Origin of the sequence: Dinghuibacter sp. (assembly GCF_035492835.1) — a bacterium.
GTDB lineage: Bacteria > Bacteroidota > Bacteroidia > Chitinophagales > Chitinophagaceae > Dinghuibacter.
Genome location: NZ_DATJIY010000081.1, coordinates 1 through 19303, shown reverse-complemented (window position 1 = coordinate 19303; position 19303 = coordinate 1). Strand labels below are relative to the sequence as shown.

General features: G+C 61.4%; 15 protein-coding genes. 4 read left to right on the top strand and 11 right to left on the bottom strand.

The window, feature by feature from the left end:
• Positions 1–5 precede the first annotated feature (5 nt).
• Positions 6–2363 carry an ABC transporter permease gene (locus VL547_RS07840; protein ID WP_325577005.1) on the top strand — a complete coding sequence of 786 codons (2358 nt, stop codon included), beginning with the start codon at positions 6–8 and terminating at the stop codon, positions 2361–2363.
• A 5-nt stretch (positions 2364–2368) separates the two neighbouring features.
• Here the strand turns inward: VL547_RS07840 and VL547_RS07835 are convergent, their stop codons facing one another.
• The 3 genes from VL547_RS07835 to VL547_RS07825 are packed head-to-tail and all read right to left on the bottom strand — an operon-like array spanning position 2369 to position 3876.
• Complete coding sequence (locus VL547_RS07835; protein ID WP_325577003.1) at positions 2369–2815, bottom strand: YciI family protein; 447 nt, start codon at positions 2813–2815, stop codon at positions 2369–2371.
• Between the two features lie 9 nt (positions 2816–2824).
• Positions 2825–3328: a hypothetical protein gene (locus VL547_RS07830; protein WP_325577001.1), complete on the bottom strand. Its 504-nt coding sequence runs from the start codon at positions 3326–3328 to the stop codon at positions 2825–2827.
• Positions 3329–3330: 2 nt separating this feature from the next.
• A complete protein-coding gene (locus VL547_RS07825; protein ID WP_325576999.1) occupies positions 3331–3876 on the bottom strand; it encodes an RNA polymerase sigma factor in 546 nt (181 codons plus the stop codon).
• 107 nt (positions 3877–3983) lie between these two features.
• Between VL547_RS07825 and VL547_RS07820 the strand changes: the two genes are divergently transcribed.
• The 3 genes from VL547_RS07820 (at position 3984) to VL547_RS07810 (ending at position 6861) form a co-directional block, all read left to right on the top strand.
• On the top strand, positions 3984–4382 hold the full coding sequence (locus VL547_RS07820; RefSeq protein WP_325576997.1) for a DUF6249 domain-containing protein: 399 nt from the start codon (positions 3984–3986) through the stop codon (positions 4380–4382).
• Between the two features lie 99 nt (positions 4383–4481).
• Positions 4482–5672 (top strand): DUF2264 domain-containing protein, encoded by a 1191-nt coding sequence (locus tag VL547_RS07815; protein WP_325576995.1) that lies wholly within the window; start codon positions 4482–4484, stop codon positions 5670–5672.
• 4 nt (positions 5673–5676) lie between these two features.
• Positions 5677–6861, top strand: a complete 1185-nt coding sequence (locus VL547_RS07810; RefSeq protein WP_325576993.1) for a glucuronyl hydrolase — start codon at positions 5677–5679, stop codon at positions 6859–6861.
• On the opposite strand, the gene VL547_RS07805 is transcribed toward VL547_RS07810, so the two are convergent.
• The 8 genes from VL547_RS07805 to VL547_RS07770 all read right to left on the bottom strand — a co-directional run.
• On the bottom strand, positions 6858–10571 hold the full coding sequence (locus tag VL547_RS07805) for a beta-galactosidase (RefSeq protein WP_325576991.1): 3714 nt from the start codon (positions 10569–10571) through the stop codon (positions 6858–6860). The genes VL547_RS07810 and VL547_RS07805 overlap by 4 nt on opposite strands.
• 2 nt (positions 10572–10573) lie before the next feature.
• The gene (locus tag VL547_RS07800) at positions 10574–11056 is read right to left on the bottom strand and encodes a DUF5018-related domain-containing protein (RefSeq protein WP_325576989.1); all 483 of its coding nucleotides are present in this window, start codon (positions 11054–11056) and stop codon (positions 10574–10576) included.
• A 16-nt stretch (positions 11057–11072) separates the two neighbouring features.
• Positions 11073–12803 (bottom strand): RagB/SusD family nutrient uptake outer membrane protein, encoded by a 1731-nt coding sequence (locus VL547_RS07795; protein ID WP_325576987.1) that lies wholly within the window; start codon positions 12801–12803, stop codon positions 11073–11075.
• An 11-nt stretch (positions 12804–12814) separates the two neighbouring features.
• Positions 12815–16135 (bottom strand): SusC/RagA family TonB-linked outer membrane protein, encoded by a 3321-nt coding sequence (locus VL547_RS07790; protein WP_325576985.1) that lies wholly within the window; start codon positions 16133–16135, stop codon positions 12815–12817.
• A gap of 176 nt (positions 16136–16311) precedes the next feature.
• A complete protein-coding gene (locus VL547_RS07785; RefSeq protein ID WP_325576983.1) occupies positions 16312–17520 on the bottom strand; it encodes a FecR family protein in 1209 nt (402 codons plus the stop codon).
• Positions 17521–17574: 54 nt separating this feature from the next.
• Positions 17575–18126, bottom strand: coding sequence for an RNA polymerase sigma-70 factor (locus VL547_RS07780; protein ID WP_325576981.1), 552 nt, complete (start codon positions 18124–18126; stop codon positions 17575–17577).
• Positions 18127–18216: 90 nt separating this feature from the next.
• Entirely contained in the window at positions 18217–19053 is an 837-nt protein-coding gene (locus VL547_RS07775) for a fumarylacetoacetate hydrolase family protein (RefSeq protein WP_325576979.1), read from the bottom strand.
• A 4-nt stretch (positions 19054–19057) separates the two neighbouring features.
• On the bottom strand, positions 19058–19303 hold a 246-nt coding region (locus VL547_RS07770), incomplete at its 5' end, for a hypothetical protein (protein WP_325576977.1).

The following is a 19303-nucleotide window of genomic DNA, read 5'->3' as shown; positions in this document are numbered from 1 at the left end:
TTGTCATGTTGAGAAACTACATCAAGATCGCCTTCCGCAACCTGGGCCGCAACCGGTTCCAGACCGCCATCAACGTCGCCGGGCTGGCGCTCGGTATGACCATCTCGCTGCTCATCGCGCTTTGGCTGATGGACGAGCTCTCGTTCAACCACTACCACAAGAACCACCGCCGGATCGCGGAGGTGCTGGATGCAACGACAAGCCCGCAGGGGTCGTACGTCGGGCAAACGATATCGTCGCCCCTGGGTGTGGCGCTCCGGCAGAATTACAGCGACCTGTTCGAACGGGTGGCGCTGATCTCCACTCCCTGGGACATCGTCCTGGGGGTCGGTGAGAAGAACCTGAGCGGTTCGTGCATATGGGCGGAGCCCGAGTTGCCGGAGATGTTCACGTTCGACATGGTACACGGGAAGGCCAGCTCACTGGGGGACCCTTCCACCCTGCTCATCGACGAGTCCACGTCGCTGGCGCTATTTGGCAACACCGACCCGGTGGGGAAAAGCATCCGTCTCAACAACGATAAGTCCATGCGCGTGGGCGGCGTCTACAAGGACCTCCCGCGCAACACCCATTTCAACGGGCTGAAGGTGATGCTGCCGTGGAGCAACCAGGACAACTGGATGAAAAACATCACCGACTGGAACGACCACGACAACCAGCTTTTTGTGCAGCTCCGGCCGGGCGTTGCCGTGGAACAGGCGGAAGCCCGTATCAAGAGCGTACCGACCCCGCACGTAACCGACGTAAAAGAGGAAGCCTATCTCCAACCGCTGGACAAGCTCCACTTCGTCTCCGAGATCATCGACGGACAACCGCAGGACAAGGCGCAGAAGATGGTGTGGGTGCTCGGTCTGATCGGCGTCTTTATCCTCCTGCTGGCGTGTATCAATTTCATGAACCTGTCCACGGCCCGGAGCGAGCGCCGTGCCCGCGAGGTCGGTATCCGCAAGACGGTGGGCACCACCCGGCAGCAGCTGATCGTACAGTTCCTGGTGGAGTCGGTCATGGTGACGGCGATCGCCGCGGTGCTGGCTATCGGGTTGGCCCAGCTGTCGCTGCCGTGGTTCAACGACCTGTCGGGTAAGGAGGTGCGCCTGCCGCTTACCAGCCCGTTGTTTTGGTCGGCTTTGTTGGGTACCTTGGTAGTCGTGGGCGTCATCGCGGGCAGCTACCCGGCCTTCTACCTGAGCAGCTTCAAGCCCATCCGCGTCCTGAAGGGCGTGATAAAGGCCGGTAAGGGCGCTTCCCGGCCGCGGGAATTCCTCGTGGTGTTCCAGTTCGCCATTACGCTGATGCTGGTGATCGCGACCATCGTCGCCTTCCGCCAGATCGAATATGCCAAGGGCCAACCGCTCGGGTACAACCAAAGGGGTCTTGTCTCCGTCCGCATCAACACCCAGGACCTGGGCAAACACTACGACGCGTTACGCACCGACCTGATGAAAACGGGGCTGATCGAAAACATGACGCAATCGTCCCAGACTACGCTCGACTTCTGGCAGAACAACGGCCTCATCTGGGACGGCATGGACCCCGGCATGAAGTCCTACAGCTTCCGGGACATCAACGTCGACGACGACTACGGGGCCACCATCGGCTGGCATATCGTGCAGGGCCGGGATTTCTCCCGTGCCTTCCCCAGCGATTCGGCCGCCGTCATCCTCAACCAGTCGGCCGCCAAGGCCATCGGCGTCAAGCACATCCTCGGCACCGTGGTCAAATACTTCGGGGCGTCCTTCACCGTGGTCGGCGTGGTACAGGACATCGCCGAACGCAACCCCTTCGAGCCCCCGGGAGCGCAGGCCTTTTTCGGATCGGGCTGGAAGAGCGTCATCACCCTGCGGATCAAACCAGGCGCCCCCGTGCACCAGGCGATCGACGCGATGGGCGTGGCGCTCCATCGCTACAACCCGGGCAGCCCCTTTATCTACACGTTCAACGACGACGAATACGGTAAAAAATTCATCGCCGAGGAACGGGCCGGTAAGCTGGCCGGCATCTTTGCCGTCCTGGCCATCGTCATCTCGTGCCTGGGACTGTTTGGTCTCGCCTCCTTTATGGCGGAGCAGCGGACCAAGGAGATCGGGGTGCGCAAGGTGCTCGGGGCGGGGCTTTTCTCCCTCTGGGGCTTGCTGTCGAAAGACTTCGTTCGGCTCGCGGGTATCTCGCTGGTGATTTCCATTCCGCTGGCGTGGTGGTCCCTGCACAGCTGGTTGCAACAATATTCCATCCGGACGAACCTGGCGTGGTGGATATTTGCGGTTCCGGGGGCGGGCATGGTTTTGCTGGCGCTGGCTACCGTGAGCTATCAGTGCTTGCGGGCGGCGATGAGGAACCCGGTCGAGAGCCTGCGGTCGGAGTGACCTTCTTAGAAGGACTCCTTTTGCACCTTTTTGTGGGCGTCGGGTATACCCATCACGGAGGCGCTGGCATACCACCTGAGGTATTCCGGCTCCAGCTCGTGCGCCTGGACCGCGGGGTCGCTTTCTACCCAGGCTTTGGCCTCGTCGATCTTTGACGTCGCCAGGATGAAGATGCCTTCGTACTGATGGTCGTTTTTGCCCAGCGGACCCGCCAGCACCAGCTTGCCCTCGTCGGCCAGGCGTTTGATGTTGTTCAGGTGGGCCATCTGGAGGCTATCCTCGTGGGCCTTGGTTCCCTTGAGGGCGGGGCCCGTGCGAAGCATCACCAGGGTGTAGAGGCGCATGCCATAGGCGTCGGCCTTCCATTGTTTGGCCAGGGTCGAATCGTAGGTTTGGGCGGTGGCCGCGGTGATCGCGGTTGTCGCCGCCAGGAGTAAGCAGAGCCGTATCATAAGCTGATTTTAGTCTTGCGGGTGCGCGGCGGTCTTTCGTCTGCGCTGATGCCATGCGTCGATCCAGACGAAGGCGGAGAGGATCGCGATAAAGATGAAGCTGCTTAGATAGGGGTCCAGGTGCAGGTCGGGGATGGAGACCTGGGGGACGTCGAATTGCAGGCCGGGGGTGGGTTTCTCGACGGAGGGCGCGAGCTTCAGGAGGACCAGGACGTAGGCGAACGTCGCGCCCAACAGGCTCAGCAGGGCGATGGTAATACCGCGGATGACCCTCTTGTTGACGTAGGTCGGCGTCGCGGGCGCGACCGACTGACCGGCCACGGCTTCCATTACGTTCTTGGTAAAACGGAGGGAAGGCTCCTCGATGTCGGCGCCCTGCAGGACGGCGTGTATCGAAAGCAGCTCCGCGTATTGCTCCCGGAGCGCCGGGTCCGACGCCAGGAGGGCTTCGATCTCCTCCCGTTCGGCGGGGGTGGCCCGGCCATCGATGTAATCCCACAAACGATCTTCCATATCTAAAAAGCTTTTATGTCTTCCGCGAAATGCCGCGCCATCACTTCCTTTAACCGCCCCCGGGCGCGGTGCAGCCGCACCTTTACGGTGTTCGGCTCCAAACCCATGATCCGGCCGATTTCCTCCAGGCTTTGTTCCCCCTGGTAGAACAGCGTCACCACCTGCGCGTCCTCCGGGCCCAGCAGCCGGATGGCGCGGTTGACGGACTCGCGGCGGTTCCGGGTCTCCAGGGTTTTATCCTCGGCGTGCGGCTCATTCAGGCCCTCCAGCGGCGCGCTGGCCGGTTTGCGCGTCCGGAGGCGGCTGATGCAGCACGTCCTGACGATCGTATAGAGCCAGGTGCTGAACCGCGCGTCGCCCCGGAAATCGGCCAGGCTGCGGTACGCCTTTACAAAGACGTCCTGCGCCACCTCTTCGGCGTCTTCCCGGTTCCCCAACTGCCGGAGCGTCAGGGTAAAAACATAGGCCCGGTACCGCTCCACCAGGAGGGCAAACAGGGACTGTTCCCCTTGTATGATCCTTCGGATCAGCTCGGCATCGGTTGGCATCTGGTCCTGTGAGACGAGGGGTCCTTCGCCCAGGTTACAGTGTAAAATTATTTTTTTTTGTGTAACCTCGGTCTTCCCCACCGCGTCTCAATCCCAAACGAATCTGTATGCAAACCGAAAATTTGGTAGTTTTTTGGCTGATCCTCAGCACACTAGGTGCTTTTACCATGATCTTTGGCCTCCGCTATACCATCAACCGCGAGAATATGGCCATGATTGAAAAGGGGATGGACCCCCGGATCAAGCACGCCCGGCCGCGGCCCGCTCCGTTCAGGAACCTCAAGTGGGGATTGCTGCTGGTCGGCGCCGGTCTGGGGTTGTTCCTCGCTTATCTGTTGGACAATTTCGTGCTTTTCCGGGTCGGTCACTATGAGGACGTCGTCCGGCACGAGGCCAATGGGGCGAACGTGCCCATCTATTTTGCGCTGATCGCCATCGGCGGTGGGCTTGGGCTTATTTCGTCGTATAGGATCGAGAAAAAGGAGTTGCTGGATAAGGAGAAGTAGGGTTTCCTGCGGGGTGGCTGCGCGGGCACGCGGCCGGACACTACAACGTTGTCGTAAATCCCAGGCGGGCGGATGCGGCGAATGGATACCTTTGAAATCATGAAGTATCTGATTGTCTTGCTACTCCCGTTGACCGCGGCCGCGCAAACCGACAGGGCCTATTGGCTGAAGACCATGGATAGGCTCGCGCGGCCGGTCATCTACCATCTTTCCAATGACAATCTCCGGGCAGCCATGCCCGTGGGTCTTTCCCCCAAAATCGATAACGCGACGCTCCGGCGGCAGGACGCCTACCTCGAGGCGTTTGGGCGTTTGATGAGCGGGATCGCGCCGTGGATGAACCTCGAAGGCGGGAGCGCGGAGGAGGTGGCGCTGCGAAAGCAGTACAGGGAATGGAGCCTGAAGGCCATCGCCAACGCGGTAAACCCGAAAGCAAAGGACTATATGGCCTGGACGGCCGGCGGCCAGCCGCTCGTGGATGCGTCTTACCTGGCCCTGGCCTTCCTCCGCTGTCCCTGGTTGTGGGACCACCTCGATACCACCGCGCGCCGGCAGGTCGCGGATGCCTTCCTGCTGACGCGGTCGATCCTGCCGGCGTATAACAACTGGCTGCTGTTCCAGGGGATGATCGAGGCTTTCTTTTGCCACTATGGCCTGCCGTGGGACAAGGTGCGGGTCGACTACGCCATCCGTCAGATGCAGCAATGGTACGTGGGCGACGGGGTGTACTCCGACGGCGCCGAATACCGCTGGGACTATTACAACAGCTATGTCATCCACCCCTACCTCACCGAGATCGTGACGGTCATCGGTGAGCATGCCAATACGTACCAACGCATGTTGCCCCAGATCCGCGAGCGCGACGAACGGTACGCCGAAATCCAGGAGCGGCTGATCGGGACCGATGGCTCCTACCCGGCCACGGGCCGTTCGATCGTCTACCGCTGCGGCGCCTTTCAGCACCTGGCGGATATGGCGCTCCGCAAGGCGCTCCCGGCATCGCTGACGCCGGCCCAGGTCCGCGGGGCGCTGACCGCGGTGATCCACCGGACCCTCGATGCGCCCGGTACCTTTTCCCCTGACGGCTGGCTCCAGATGGGGCTTGCCGGTAACCAGCCCGACCTGGCCGACTGGTATATTACCACCGGCAGCGGTTATCTTTGCGCGAATGTTTTCCTGCCCCTGGGGCTGCCCGATAGCGATCCCTTCTGGGCGGACGCCCCCGCCCCGTGGACCGCGGTGAAGGTCTGGAGCGGACAGGCGGTAACACCCGATCATGCCATCGATTAAGAATATGCTTCGAACAATCGTACTGCTCGCGCTTTCGCTCCCGGCGGCAGCCCAGCTCCGTCCCGATCCCTCGCTGTTGCGGACCATCGATACCAACCTGCGGTTGGCGGTTGTCCAGTACCGTTATCTGGCGGCGCATACGCCGTCCGGCGTACTGCCGCGCAGCTTCGATTCCGCCGCCGGCTCGGTAACGACCAGTGGATCGGGCTGGTGGACCAGCGGGTTCTTCCCGGCGACGTTGCTGGAGCTGTATGGTGTATCAAAAGACACGGCGCTCTATAACGAAGCCTTTCGGCGGATGCGCCTGTTGGAGCGCGAACAATACAACAAGACCACGCACGATCTCGGCTTTATGATGTACTGTCCTTTCGGGGAGGCCTGGCGCCTGACGGGCTCCGCCGCCGACGCGGACATACTCATGAACAGCGCCCGGTCGCTCAGCACCCGTTTTCGCCGCGCGGCCGGCGTCATCCGTTCCTGGGATCACGCTCCCTGGCAGTATCCCGTCATCATCGACAACATGATGAACCTGGAATTGCTGATGTGGGCGTCCCGCCACAGCGGCGACACGTCGTTCCGGCACATCGCGGTTACCCACGCGTTTACGACGATGCGCAACCACTACCGGCCGGACTACAGCTCGTACCACGTCGTCGACTACGACACCGTCACCGGCGCCGTCCTCAAACGCCAGACCGCGCAAGGGTACGCGGACAGCTCCGACTGGGCCCGCGGGCAGGCGTGGGGACTATATGGTTTTACGGCGATGTACCGCTGGACGCACGACCGGCGATTCCTCTCGCAGGCGACCCATATCGCAGACTTCATCCTGGCGCACATACCCGCGGACAGGGTGCCCTACTGGGACTACAGCGACCCGCGTATACCGGATACGTACCGGGACGCGTCCGCGGCCGCGGTCATGGCGTCGGCGCTGATCGAGCTGGCGGGTTATGTGCCGCCCGCCGAGGGCCGGCGTTACCTGGCGGCGGCGACCGCCGCGTTGCGCACACTGTCCTCGCCGTCTTATCGCTCGGCGTATGGCGCCAACGGCGGGTTCCTGCTCATGCACAGCGTCGGGAACATCCCGGCAAAGACCGAGATCGACGTGCCGCTGTCGTATGCGGATTATTACTTCGTGGAGGCGATGTTGCGCTACCGCGCATTGGGCGGATCAAACCGGTTTTAGAAATCCTGTAACTGCACATGCGCGCAGTCCGCCACTCGGTAGGGCGTCTTCGCGGAGTCCCCATGAATGACGACACGGTTGCGCAGAAAGGTGAGCCCGTCGACGCTGTGGGCGGAGAGCAGCCGGCCGTCGGGGGTGTCGAAATCGTTGTCCTCGATTCGGATGTTCCGGTGGACATAAGCGCCCGGCGCCGTCTTGCGGTTTTCGGGCGCGATGGCGATGACGTAGTCTCCGGGCGCGCAGCCGACAAAACGGTTGTGCCGGATGGTGACGTCGCGGACCGGGCCGGACTCATACCAGCTCAGGGCATCGTCGGCGATCAGGATCGCGTGCATACCGGTGTGATAAAAGGTGTTGTCCTCGATGAGGATTTTGCGGCGGGTAGTCACGAGTATGCCCCGGGTATCGGTACGCTCGAACCGGCTCCGCCGGACGGTTACCGCGGGCGTCCAGGTGATGTTTTCGACGCAATCGCCGGCGTGCACGGCGGCGGGCGGCGAAGCTGTAAGCCGGAGCCCGAATACGCGGGGGCTTTGGCGAATGACGCTTCGGACCACCGCGTAACCGGCGTAGCGTAACGTGTACGGGTCGACGTAGGCGATGCTGTCGCCGGGGAAAAAGGGCTGGAAGCCCCACGTCTGGGGGTGCATAAAACGGACGCTCAATACGTCGCCGGCCACGGCCGTTATGCGCAGGTGGGTGCCGTGGACGTTTACCGGGTCGTCGTGCGAGCCCGAGGTCAGACAACTGTCCAGGAGGATGCGCCCCCGGCAACCGGAAAAATGGAAACAATCCGCGAAGGCGCTGATGACCCGCCCGGAGCCGGGGCGCGGCGCGATGCGGACGCCGCGGAAATCGAGGTTCTCCGAGAACTGCGATACGATGCCCAGGCCATGCATATAGTACATGTCCACGTCCTCCAACGCGACGTCGCGGCTTTCGTCGATAAAGGCGCCGGCATTGTCGCGATAGGGATCGCGGATGGTCAGGATGTCGCCGGGATGCACGTCATGGAACGCGTAACCGGCTTGGGGGCTGGCGCGGAAGCGGACCATGGAGGGCCCCATGGCCGTCGCGCGGCTGCGCAAAAAAGGCCCGAACGACGCGTAACGAAGGTATTCGGTTGCTGGATCGAACGCAACGGCGTGGAAGCTCCGCGCTTCCCATCCCTCACCATACAAATGGATGCGGCCGGTGTCGTCGATCCAGAACCGGTCATCGGGATGGACCCACGCGTCGACGCTGTCCGGTGAGACCGAGCGGATCGTCATTTCGGTCATCGTGGGGCGCTCATAGTCGACCTGGATGTCCCGCAGACGGATGTCCCGGCAATGGAGAAACGCGAACGAGACCATCTTGCCATGCAGTACCAACAGCGTATGGCGACCTTCGATGGTTAGGTGGCGGGCGCCTTCCACGCAGAGGGCGATGGATTTTACTTTGGACAGGGTATCGTCTTCCGTGTCGTTGGAGATGTACAGCTCCTTTTGATCGGCGCCGGAGGGCCAGCAGTCGATCCGGCCGCCGGGCAGCTCCAGCACGCGGGCGCCCGTCCGGAGGCAGGTCCGGACCGCTGTCCGCAAGGCCGGGCTTGCGTTCTCGAAGGCGGGCGGGGGGACCATGACGACCGCATCCTGTGGCCACGGCAGGCGAAGACGGTATTGGGGAACGACGCGGATCTTGTCTATTTGCCCTTTGCAGTCGAGCCGCAACGGACCTCCGCCGAGAAATTTGTCTACGCCCAGCAGCCAGGGAGCGCCGTTGTACAGGTTGTCGGCGATGACGCTGTCGTGGCGCAGGACGCGGCATTGGTCGCCGTGGTAGGTGATGGATACCATGGCATCGCCCAGGTCGCGCGACAGTGAGCCGGGCAGGGAGATGGAGCCCTCCGCGCTGCCCGGCTCGTAGCGAAGGGTGACCGGGACCCGGCGGGAGAGGCGCGTATACGCATACGAGCGGGGGGATGTATCGCCGGGGCTATACACCGACATCGCGAAGCGCGGGTTGTCCCATTGCCGGAGCTCGATGCTGTCGCCTGTGCAGGTAAGGTCGCCGTCGGCGAGCACGAGCGAGCGATCGAGCCGCCACGCGCGCAACGCGTCCTGGCGCGACAGGAAGACCAGGGTCACGCGCCGGCCGTCCGTGCCGCGGAGCAGTACCGGGGACCGGGCGCGAATCACGGAGTCGCCGATCGCCACGACGGGGTCCACGCCGGGCAGCCGCTCGAAGAACAACGTCAGCGCCGAAGCGTCTTCGATACGCGCCAGCGGCTGGGCGGTGACATACCGCAAGGTAATCCCGCCGGCATGGAGGTTGAAGGGCAATATGGGCGCCGTCTGTCCCTTCATCAAAAAGGACGGGAAGGCGACGGTCTCCCCCGGCAACCGCAGCGTAAGGCGCACCCGTTTGTCGGGCATGTGTACCCGCACCTGGGTGTTGCACAGGAAGACATATCCCGAACCGTCCTTTTCGCGGACGATGTACCGGAGGCCGGCCGTGTCGTAGGGGTCACGTACCGGCCGCTCCGGCGGGACCACCGGCATGGCGGCCAGCGAAGAGCCGAAGTCGTCCAGGAACAGGTGTATCGTCTTGAGGTAGCGGTATGACGGGCGGGTATATCCGAACTCGCCGATGGGCGCCTGGAAGTCGTAGCTTTCCGGCAGCCCGGGCTCTTTCAGACCCGGCGTCTGGGTGCCCCCCCGGAACATATAGTACCCCACCATATTCATGCCGCGGCCAACCTGGTTCTGGAGGTGCGCCTCGACAACGGCGGGGTCCACCGTGAAGCGGTTGGCGTAGGTCATCTGGCTGCCGCAGCCCTGTTCGCAAAGACCGCGGGGATACTTGTCGAAATCGTAAAAAAGCTTACCGACGGCATCGGTCATGATCCACTGGTCGTTGCCGTACAGGAAGTCCATGGTGGCGCGCCCGCCGGCGGGCTCCCATCCCCGGTAGGGATAGGAGCCTTGCAGCGGGATGACCTCGGCCTGGTTGTCGTCGAACACCGTATTGGCGGTGACCGACCAGAATACCGGCCGGATATGGGCGTCCAGGGCCAGTTGTTTAAGGGTCGCGATATGACCGGGTTGACCGCTGGCGTACTCGTTCTCCAGCTGGACGCCGATCACCGGGCCGCCGTCCCCAAAGAACAGGCCGCGGGTCTGCCGGCCGATCTGGTCGAACAAGCCCTTTGCCTGCCGCAAATAAGCGGTATCATTGGTGCGCTTGCCTTGCATAGCCTGTATCCACGGGGGAAAGCCGCCGTTCAGCTGTTCGCCGTGGCTCCATGGCCCCATCCGCAGCCATACATACAAACCGGCGCGGCGACAGCATTCAATGAACCGGCGCAGGTCCCGGTTGCCCGTCCAGTCCCAATGGCCGGGCGCGGTTTCGTGCTCGTTCCAGAAGACGTAGGTCGCCACGACGGACAAGCCGGCGCTCTTCATGAGCCGGAGGGATTGTTCCCAGGCGGCCGGCGGCACCCGGTTGTAGTGCATCTCACCCATCAGGGGGTACCAGGGGACGCCGTCCTTTTCAAAATAGCGGTTGTTTACGGAGAGCGTTTCGCCATTGGGTCGCGTGCCCCGCATGGGCAACGGCGTGGGCGCGGCCGCCGGGGCGACCTGCCGGAGGTCGATCGTGACGGCTGTCTCCTGGGCGCCGGCGGCGAGCGCCAGGCATCCCAGGAGGCCGGTTAAAAGCATTTTCATGATCAATGCAGGGGCGCCGTTACGACCACCCAGGTGGCCGTGCTGCCGTCGGCGGCGACGATTTTGTAGGTGGCGGGTTTGCTGTAGTCTCCCGGGTCGCCGAGCTTCGGCGCCTCATCGACGGAATAGATGACAGCCGCGTCGGGGATGTTGGCATACCCCCATATGTGGGTCAACGTTACGTTGGGCACCTGGCTGGCCGGCAGGTTGCTCGGGTACGACGGGCTGGTATAGACGGTGTCGTTGGAGATGACTACGGTGTTGCCCAGCTGGACGACGTTGACGGTGACGCTGGTATCCGCCTGGGGCGTGCCCGGCAGGATGTACGTGGTGTCCAGCCAGCGGTATTCGTAATTGAAGCTGGTCATGGCGTCCAGGGAAGAGTTGCCTGCCTTGGGCAAACCCGCCTTTAGACAGCCGCCGAGGGCGAGGCACGAGGCGATCGCCAGGCAGGAGAGGAGATATGGGCGAAGAGCTTTCATCATTATTCGTTTAAAGGTTTTAATTCCAACCCGGGTTTTGCGTCAGCAACGGGTTGGCCTGTATCTGGGCGTAGGGCACGGGGAAGAAATACCGTTTCGGGGTGAAGAGCAGCGGCAGGTTGTTGAGCTCGTTCTTGGAGAACAGCGTGTAGCCGCGGCCGTCGATCGTGATGGCGACGCCATGGATGGGGCCGTTTAGCTCAGGAATGACATAGCCGCTGTTTTCATAGCCCGTTTTCAAGCCGCCCATCGTCTGCACGCCCCAGCGCAGCAGCGACCAGTAGCGGTCCCCGTTCTCGAGGATCATCTCGACGTTGCGCTCGCGTTTGTACGCGGTCCACAGGTCCGTTCCGGTCGCGGTAATGGTGTTGGTAAATCCGCCGTGCGCCTGGTAGGTCTTGGTGATGTAGGCCCGGGCGGTGGCCTCGTCGCCGAGGAGGATCGAGGCCTCGGCATAGTTCAGGTAGGCCTCTCCCAGGCGCAGGACGCTGTAGCAGAAGTTCACCGGGTCGCTGTACCAGAGCTTGTTGTCCTGGTAGATGTATTTACGGAAGATATAGGCGGTGGAGGTGCCTTCCGACAGGCAGCCGCCCGCGATGGGGGAATTGACGTTGGACACGTTCCCGCTGGTCCGGGTATAGATCGTGTTGCCGTAGTAGCGGGTACTGTCGTAGGCGATGGACGCATAGAAGCGCAGGTCGCGATGCTGGTACATCATCGTGTTGGCGTTGCCGCCGGTCTTCGCATACGTCGTCTGGTCCCAGGTCTTTTCGGCTCCGTCCGCGTCGGTGACCAGGTAGTCGTCGACGAGGTCCTGCGTGGGGGAGAAATTCTGCCAGCCTTCAAAGGTCTCCGCCAGCGGGAACAGGGCGGCGGCGGTTGGCGTGAGCTTACCGCCCGTCTCGGCAGAGTTGGGGACGAGTGATTGCATCGGCGTATTCTGGTACGAGGTGTTGGTCGACAGCTTGTCGAACACCATGATGTTCTCCGCGGAGGTGACCGCCGTGCTGTATTCGTTGAACAGGTTGGTGTAGCTGTCGAGGCTGTACTGGCCTTCGGCGAAGAGCTTGTTGCCCGCCTGGATCACCTGCTGGTAGTAACTGTCGTCGTTCAGGAAGGCGCCCGCCTGCAAGGCCACGCGCATCTTGAGCGCATAGGCCGCCCCGGTCGTCGCGCGCCCCCGGTCGTTGGTGGTGGGCAGCAGGGCAGCGGCGGAGTCGAGGTCGGACAGGATGAAGTCGTAGGTATCCTTGAGCGAAGACCGGGCGATGGCGAAGTTGCTGTCGGGGCTCAGGACGTTCCGGACGAGCTGGACGCCCCCGAAACGTTCCGCTTCGAGGAAGTAAATCGCGCTCCGGAGGAAATAGGCTTCCCCCGTCAGCGTGTTCTTCTCGATAGCCGTGAAGGACGTCGTCCGGAGGTTCAGGAGGGCCAGGTTGACGGCGCGGATGTTGGCGAAGTTGTCCCAGCCCTCGTCGGTGTACTTGTCGATCTGCCCGGTCTTCTCGCTTTCGAAGGAGCCGCCCCATGGTTCGTTCAACATGTCCTTGGTGAGGATGTCGTCGCTCCAGCGGGTCATAAAACTGCCGACGACGTTGGCGTAGCAGTTGAATATATACCCTTCGGCCAGGCTGTAGCTGCCCCAGACGTCGCTGGCGGTATAGGTATCCAGCGGTTTGGTGTCCATTACTTTGTTGCACGAGCCAAGGGCCAGCGCCAACAGCGGTATATAGAGATATATGCGTTTCATGAGCGGTGATTTTAGAAACCGACCCGTACCCCAAGGGAATAGGTCTTGTTTACGGGATAAAAGAAATTGTTGGCGTCGGCGAGCTCCGGGTCAAAATACTTTTTGCAGGGCGAGAACGTCAGCAGGTTGGTACCCGACACGAAGGCCGACAGCTCCTTGAATACGCCCGATTGCCGGATCGCCGGGATGCGCCGCAGGTCATAACCCAGCGACAGGCTCTTCAGCCGGAAATACTGGGTGTTGACCAGCCAGTAGCTGCTGTTCACATAGTTGTTCCCGTTGTTGAGCGCGGAGCTCCCTGCCCGGGGAAAAGCCGACTGGGTGTTGTATTGGTTCCAGTAGTCGAGCTGGAAGGCGAAATTGTACCGCTGGGTGCCGCCTTGCGCCTGGACGTATTGGCCCAGGTAGACGTCCTTTACGCCGGTGCCCTGGAAGAGCCCGTCCAGCGAGATACCCTTATAGCTGATGCCGAAGGTGATCCCGTACTGGAACAAGGGCGTGGACGATTTACCCAGGTTGCGATAGTCCTGCGCGTTGATCTGTCCGTCGCCGTTGGCGTCGAGGTACTGGACGTCTCCCAGCGTCAGGGCGGTGGAGGATATCCGGACCGGGTTGTTGAGGATCGACTGGTAGTTCTGGTACAATCCCATCGCATAGTACATGGCCCCATAATAAGACTGCGTGTATCCCTGTGCCCGTGTATACGGGTTCGTCAGGGTCACGCTGTCCTCATTGGAACGTTCCCACAGGTAGTTGAAGTAGGTGCAGTTAAAACCGAGATAGTACTTGATGGACCGGCCGATGTCGCCCTTATAGGTCAGGTTGAGGTCGATCCCCGCCTTGCGGGTGGCGGCGTTGGTCAGCACCTGCGGCAGACCCTGGCCGAGCGGATCGGTGTAGCTGAACTTGGGGCTGCCGAGGATGTTGGTCGTCCGGGTGAAGAAGTAGTTGAACTCGCCGGTCAGGTGGTGCTTGAGCGTGCTGAAGTCAAAACCCCAGTCGTAGGAACGCGTGGCATACCAGGTGATGTTCTGGTTGTCGAGCGTGAGGGCGCCTTCGCTGTACCCGTTCTCGAGGTTGCCGTTCGCCACGAAGACCTGGGTGTTGACGTTGTATTGCGGTATATAGGCGTATTTGGTGCCGCCCACCGAGCCCGTTGTCCCGATGGATCCCCGCAGCTTGAAGAAGTCGAAGATGTGCGTCAGGTAGCTTTGCACGTAAAAACGCTCCTTGGAAACGGCCCAGCCCAGGCTGACGGAGGGGAACAAACCGAAACGCTTGCCGGGCGGGAAATAATCCGAGCCGTCGTACCGGCCGGCCAGCTCTACGATATACCTGGAGTCATAGTCGTATTTCACGCGGCCTACGTATCCCACGTTGCCCCATTCGGTCGCCGAGCCGTTGTTTACCTGGGTGGACGCGTCACCGGCTGAAAGCAGGTCGATGGCGGTGGAGGGGAAGTTCCCGCGATACGCGCTGAACCACGAGTTGCTTCCCGCGCGGGTCACGGAAGCCGCCGTGGCCTGCAGGTTGTGCTTGCCAAAGCTGTGGCTGTAGTCCGCGTGGAATTCGACGTCATACGACCGCGTATTGCTCTCCTCTTGTGTCAGGGTGGGCGCCGGCGTGGGGTAGATGGTACCGTCGGCGTTGTATTGGGTGGCCAGCACGTTAAATATCTTGGAGGGGTTATAGGCGAGGTTGTAGTCGCCGATGGCCGTCAGCTTCAGCCCTTTTATCCAGGGCACGCTCCAGGCGAAGGTGAGTGTTCCGTCGTTATAGAATATCTCGTTCCTGCTGTATCCCGGCGAATATATCTCCGCCAGCGGGTCGTCCACGAAGCCGGCGAAGCTCCCGTCCTTGTTATAAGGCGGCTGCAGGGGGCTCTGGGCGACGATGTGGCTGAATATCGAGGCGGCGCCGGTCGGTGGTTGTGTTTGGTAGGAGAAATAGCCGTTGAGGCCAAGGGTCACGTCCAGGCCGATCTTGTCGAAAGACGAAACGATGTTGCTGCGGTAGGAAAAACGGTCCAGCTTTTCGCTGTTGTTGACATAGTTGCTGCCCTGGTTGAAGTAGCCGAGGCCGATATAGTACCGCGTCTGGGCGTTCCCCCCGGTAACGTCCACGTCATGCCGCTGCTGGAGCGCGTACTTCCGGAAGGTCGAGTGATACCAGTCGGTGTTCGGGTATTCGGCCGGGTCGAGGTTGTGCTGGATGGTGTCCAGTACGGCAGCGGAATAGACCGAATAGTTGCCATTGCCCAGGGCCTTGCTGACCGCGTTGGAGACCAGGGCCTTCTGGTACGAGTCCAGCAGCTTCGGAAAGAGGCTGGGCGTATTCCAGGCCATGTTGTTGGAATATGTGAGCTGCATTTTTCCCGCTTTGCCCTGCTTGGTCGTGACCAGCACGATACCCGCGGAAGCCTGGGCGCCGTAGACCGCGGTGGCCGCGGCGTCCTTCAGGAAGCTGATGTTGTCGATGTCGTTCATGTTGAGCGCGACGAAGGCGGTCTGGTCGCGGATAATGCCATCGATTACATACAGGGGCGCGGTTTGACCGATCAGCGGCTCTCCGCCCCGGATGGTCATGGAGGGGACCGAGCCGGGTTCGCCCCCGGCGGCATTGATCATCACGCCCGACACCCGGCCCTGTAGGGCGGATTGGATGTCCGTATACGGATCGTTCTTAAAGTCATCGGTCGTGATGGTGGAAACGGCGCTGGTGATCTTCTGGCGGGTATCCTTGCCATAGCCCACCACGATAATGTCTTCGGCCGCCTGTGTGGCGGATTTCAGGACGACGACCATGTTGTCCCTGGCGCGCGCCTCGGTGGTTTCCATGCCGACGTAGGAAATGACGAGCCGGACGGTGGAGTCGCCTAAGCTCAAGCTGAATTCGCCCTTTTCATTCGTGGCGACGCCCACCTGCGTACCCTTGATCAGGACGCTGGCGCCCGCGACGGGGCTCCCCTTGTCGTCGAGGACGCGGCCATGGATGTCCCGGAGCGGATGTGGCGCCGGCGGCGCGGGGGCGCCGGGCGGGGCCGCGGGTTTTATCAGGACATTGTTGTTCACGATCTCGTAGGTGAACGGTTGGCCCTTGAAACAAAGCTCGAGCACCTCACTGACCGAGGCGTCCCGGACATGGACGGTGACCGGCTTCAGCCCTTTGAGCCAGCCCTCGTTGTAAATGACCGAGACGCCGGTTTGCCGGGATATCTCGGTAAAAACCCTGGAAACGGGCGCGTCCGTCAGGGAAATGGACACTTTTTGGGCGAGCCCGGCCGCGGACGCCTGGAGGCAGAGCGCTAACAAATAAACCGAAGTCAGTTGCATAACAAGCGCAGTTTTGGTGGCAAGGGCACGCCCCGGGGAAGGGGCTTCCCTTTTTGGATGCAATCGCATAATTTTGTTTGGTTTTGGTTTAATGAACGTTGAGCCAATAGTCCAGCCGGAGACGCGTGAGACCGTTTCCGGCTTTCTTTTTTACCATAGGTGTCGATCGCAGGTGGCTAGGGTAGTACAATCAATTTTCGTCCGTCGATCTTGTAGTGATATATGTCATTTCCTTCCAGTAATTCCGTGAGCTGGCGGAGGCTGCTGTTGCGGCTGATCCGTCCGCCGTATTTCCCCGAGAAGTCGGTCACCCCGTAAACGATGTCGATGTCATACCACCGCGAGACTTCCCGCATCAGCGTTTTCAGGTCGGTATCGTCGAACATGAAATAGCCGGTTTTCCAGGCGATCGCCTTGTCTACGTCCGCATGGGCGTCGACCGAGATCGGCGACCCGGGCCGTACGATAGCCTGCTCCCCCGGCGCCAGTAACCGGTCCCTGCCGTCACGCGAGACGGAAACGGCCCCCTGTACGAGCGTGGTACGCAAGGCCTCTTCGTCGCTGTACGCCATCACGTCGAAGGAAGTGCCCAGCACGGATATATGCGTACCGTTCGCTTCCACGACAAAGGGATGCCGCTGATCGCGGGCGACGTCGAAGAACGCTTCACCGGTCAGCGTCACCTTCCGCTCCCCGCCGACGAAAGCCGTCGGGAAGGTGATGGAGGACGCGGCGTTCAACCAGACCCGCGAGCCATCCGGCAGGTCAAACTGGTATTGACCGCCCCTGGGCGTGGCAACCTTGTTGAGGAAAACGGCGTCCGTGGTGCCCTCGTAGACGAGGTGGCCGTTCCGGTTCACGATTCGAACGCTGCCCTGCTGGGCGATCGGACCGTTCCCGGTGCTATCGAGCACAACTTGCCGTCCGCCCGCCAGCGTCAGGATGGCTTTGTTGGTCCCCGGTGGTATGTCGGGGGCATGGAAGACGATGGCCGGCGGTGCGCTGGCGTGTCCCCTGCGGTCGCGCACCAGCCACGCACCCGCGCCGACCAGGAGTATGACCGCCGCGGCGGCGGCCCAGCGAAGGGGATGGATGGAAGCTTTGCGCGCGGGTTCCGGGGTCCGGATGACCTCGGTCAATCCCAACTGGTCGAAAACGATCGACATCGACCGTTGCGTGTCATACCGTTCCAGGAGCTCCCGCAACGCCGCCGCGATCGCCCTGCGGTCCAATGTAGCGTCCAGGATGCGCTCGCGCCCGGGCTCCGCCCGTACCCAGGCGTCGACCGCCTGTCGTTCTTCGTCCGTCAGGGACTGGCCGTCGGCCTGCCGGAACAAAAGACGGCCTATATATATGGCGCGGGAAATGGAATCGTCGGTCTGCATGTTCGGGTGATTACCGGTAGAACACCGCGATCGCGTTTTTGACCCACGCTTTTTTTAAAAAAAATAAAGTAACGTCTGACCGCCCAGGCGGCGCCTCAACAGCTGGAGGGATTTGTATTTCTGGTTACGGACCGTCTTTTCGGAAATATCCATCTTTTGGGCGATCTGCCCGATCGATAGCCCCTGTTCGAAACTGAGCAGGAAAACTTCGCGCATCTTGGCGGGCATTCCGGCCACCTGGACGTATATGGCCGCCAGGTGTTCCAGGCCGGCGATGTCGTCCTCTTCCTGTGCCGCCGCGGCCACTTTATGACGTTGCTCTTCCCGCATCCTGCTCCTTAAAACGTTGAGGCACCCGTTCCGGGTGACGGTATATAAAAAGCCTTTCAGCTCCGGGGCCGTCGGGTAGGTGCCCCTGTTCTTCCAGACCTTGATAAAGGTCTCCTGGACCACGTCCTCCGCGAGGGTGGTATCCCCCAGGTATTTCTCCGCGTACCGGCATAAGATAGGGAAGTAGGCGACAAAAAGCGCCCGGAAGGCCTCGGGGTCTCCCTGGGAGATGAGCCGCGCCAATTCCTCTTCATCGGATGTCAGCCTGGTGGACAAGGGATCGTCAGTTCACCGGCAATTTAAGTAACTTCAATCCAATGAGCCCCTTAAAATTCCGTATGGCCGGGATGTACGCTACAGTGCGCCCTACTCCACCATATTGACCAACACCCCTATCCCGTCGATCCGGATCGAAATCTTGTCGTGCCGCTGGAGAGTGAACGAATTGTCGGGGACGATACACGTGCCCGTCATGAGGTAGGCGCCGTGCGGGAAGGCGCACTCGCGGTAGAGGAACTCCACGAGCTCTTCGTGCTTGCGCTTCATCTTGTCGATGGTGATGCGGCCTTCGAAGACGCGTTCGCGCGCCCGCCCGATCGACATATAGATTTCGGTGGTGGGTGCGATGGGGCCGGGGGTGACGAGGATGCCGGGGCCGAGACCAGCGCAGCGTTCGTAGACCTTGGCCTGTGGCAGGTAGAGCGGGTTTTCGCCCTCGATGCTCCGGCTGCTCATGTCGTTACCGATGGTATAGCCGATTATTTTACCGCTGCTGGATATGACCAGGACGAGTTCCGGTTCGGGCACGTTCCAGGTGCTGTCCTTGCGGATACGGACGAAGTTCCCGTGACCGCTGACGCGCTGGGCCGTCGCCTTGAAGAAGAGCTCGGGGCGCTCGGCGTCGTATACTTTATCATAGAAAACGGACCCCCCGCTGTCCTTGCTCTCCTCCATCCGCGCGGCCTTGCTGCGGAGATAGGTGACGCCCGCGGCCCATACTTCCTGTGAACCGATGGGCGCGACGATGGGCTGCCCCTCCATCCACCTGGTGGAGCCGACGGCGGTCAGGTCCTTGATTTCATTTATCAGCGAAGCATAGAGCTCGTCCCGGTTGATATAGCGGTCCCAGTCTTTTTCTTTGGAAACATAGCAAGCTCCTTCGTGTTCCAGGAGAATGGCGTCGGCGGTCTTAAAAATGCGCATGGGGTTACTGTTGATTGGTTATGAAATGTAGCTCCGCGGTCGCGAGCAGATAGGCCCCGATGCCCTTGGGGTGGTCGCGGAGACGGTCCGCGGCTAGCCGGTACCGTGGGTCGCCGGTGGCCTGCCAAAGAAAGAGGAGGCTCCGGCCCGTCTTGATGTTGTCCAGGCTGAAGTCCTCCTCTTTATAGCTGCGGATGCTGCCATCCGTTCCGATGTATGGATCGATGGTATGCCGGATGTAGTGGACATA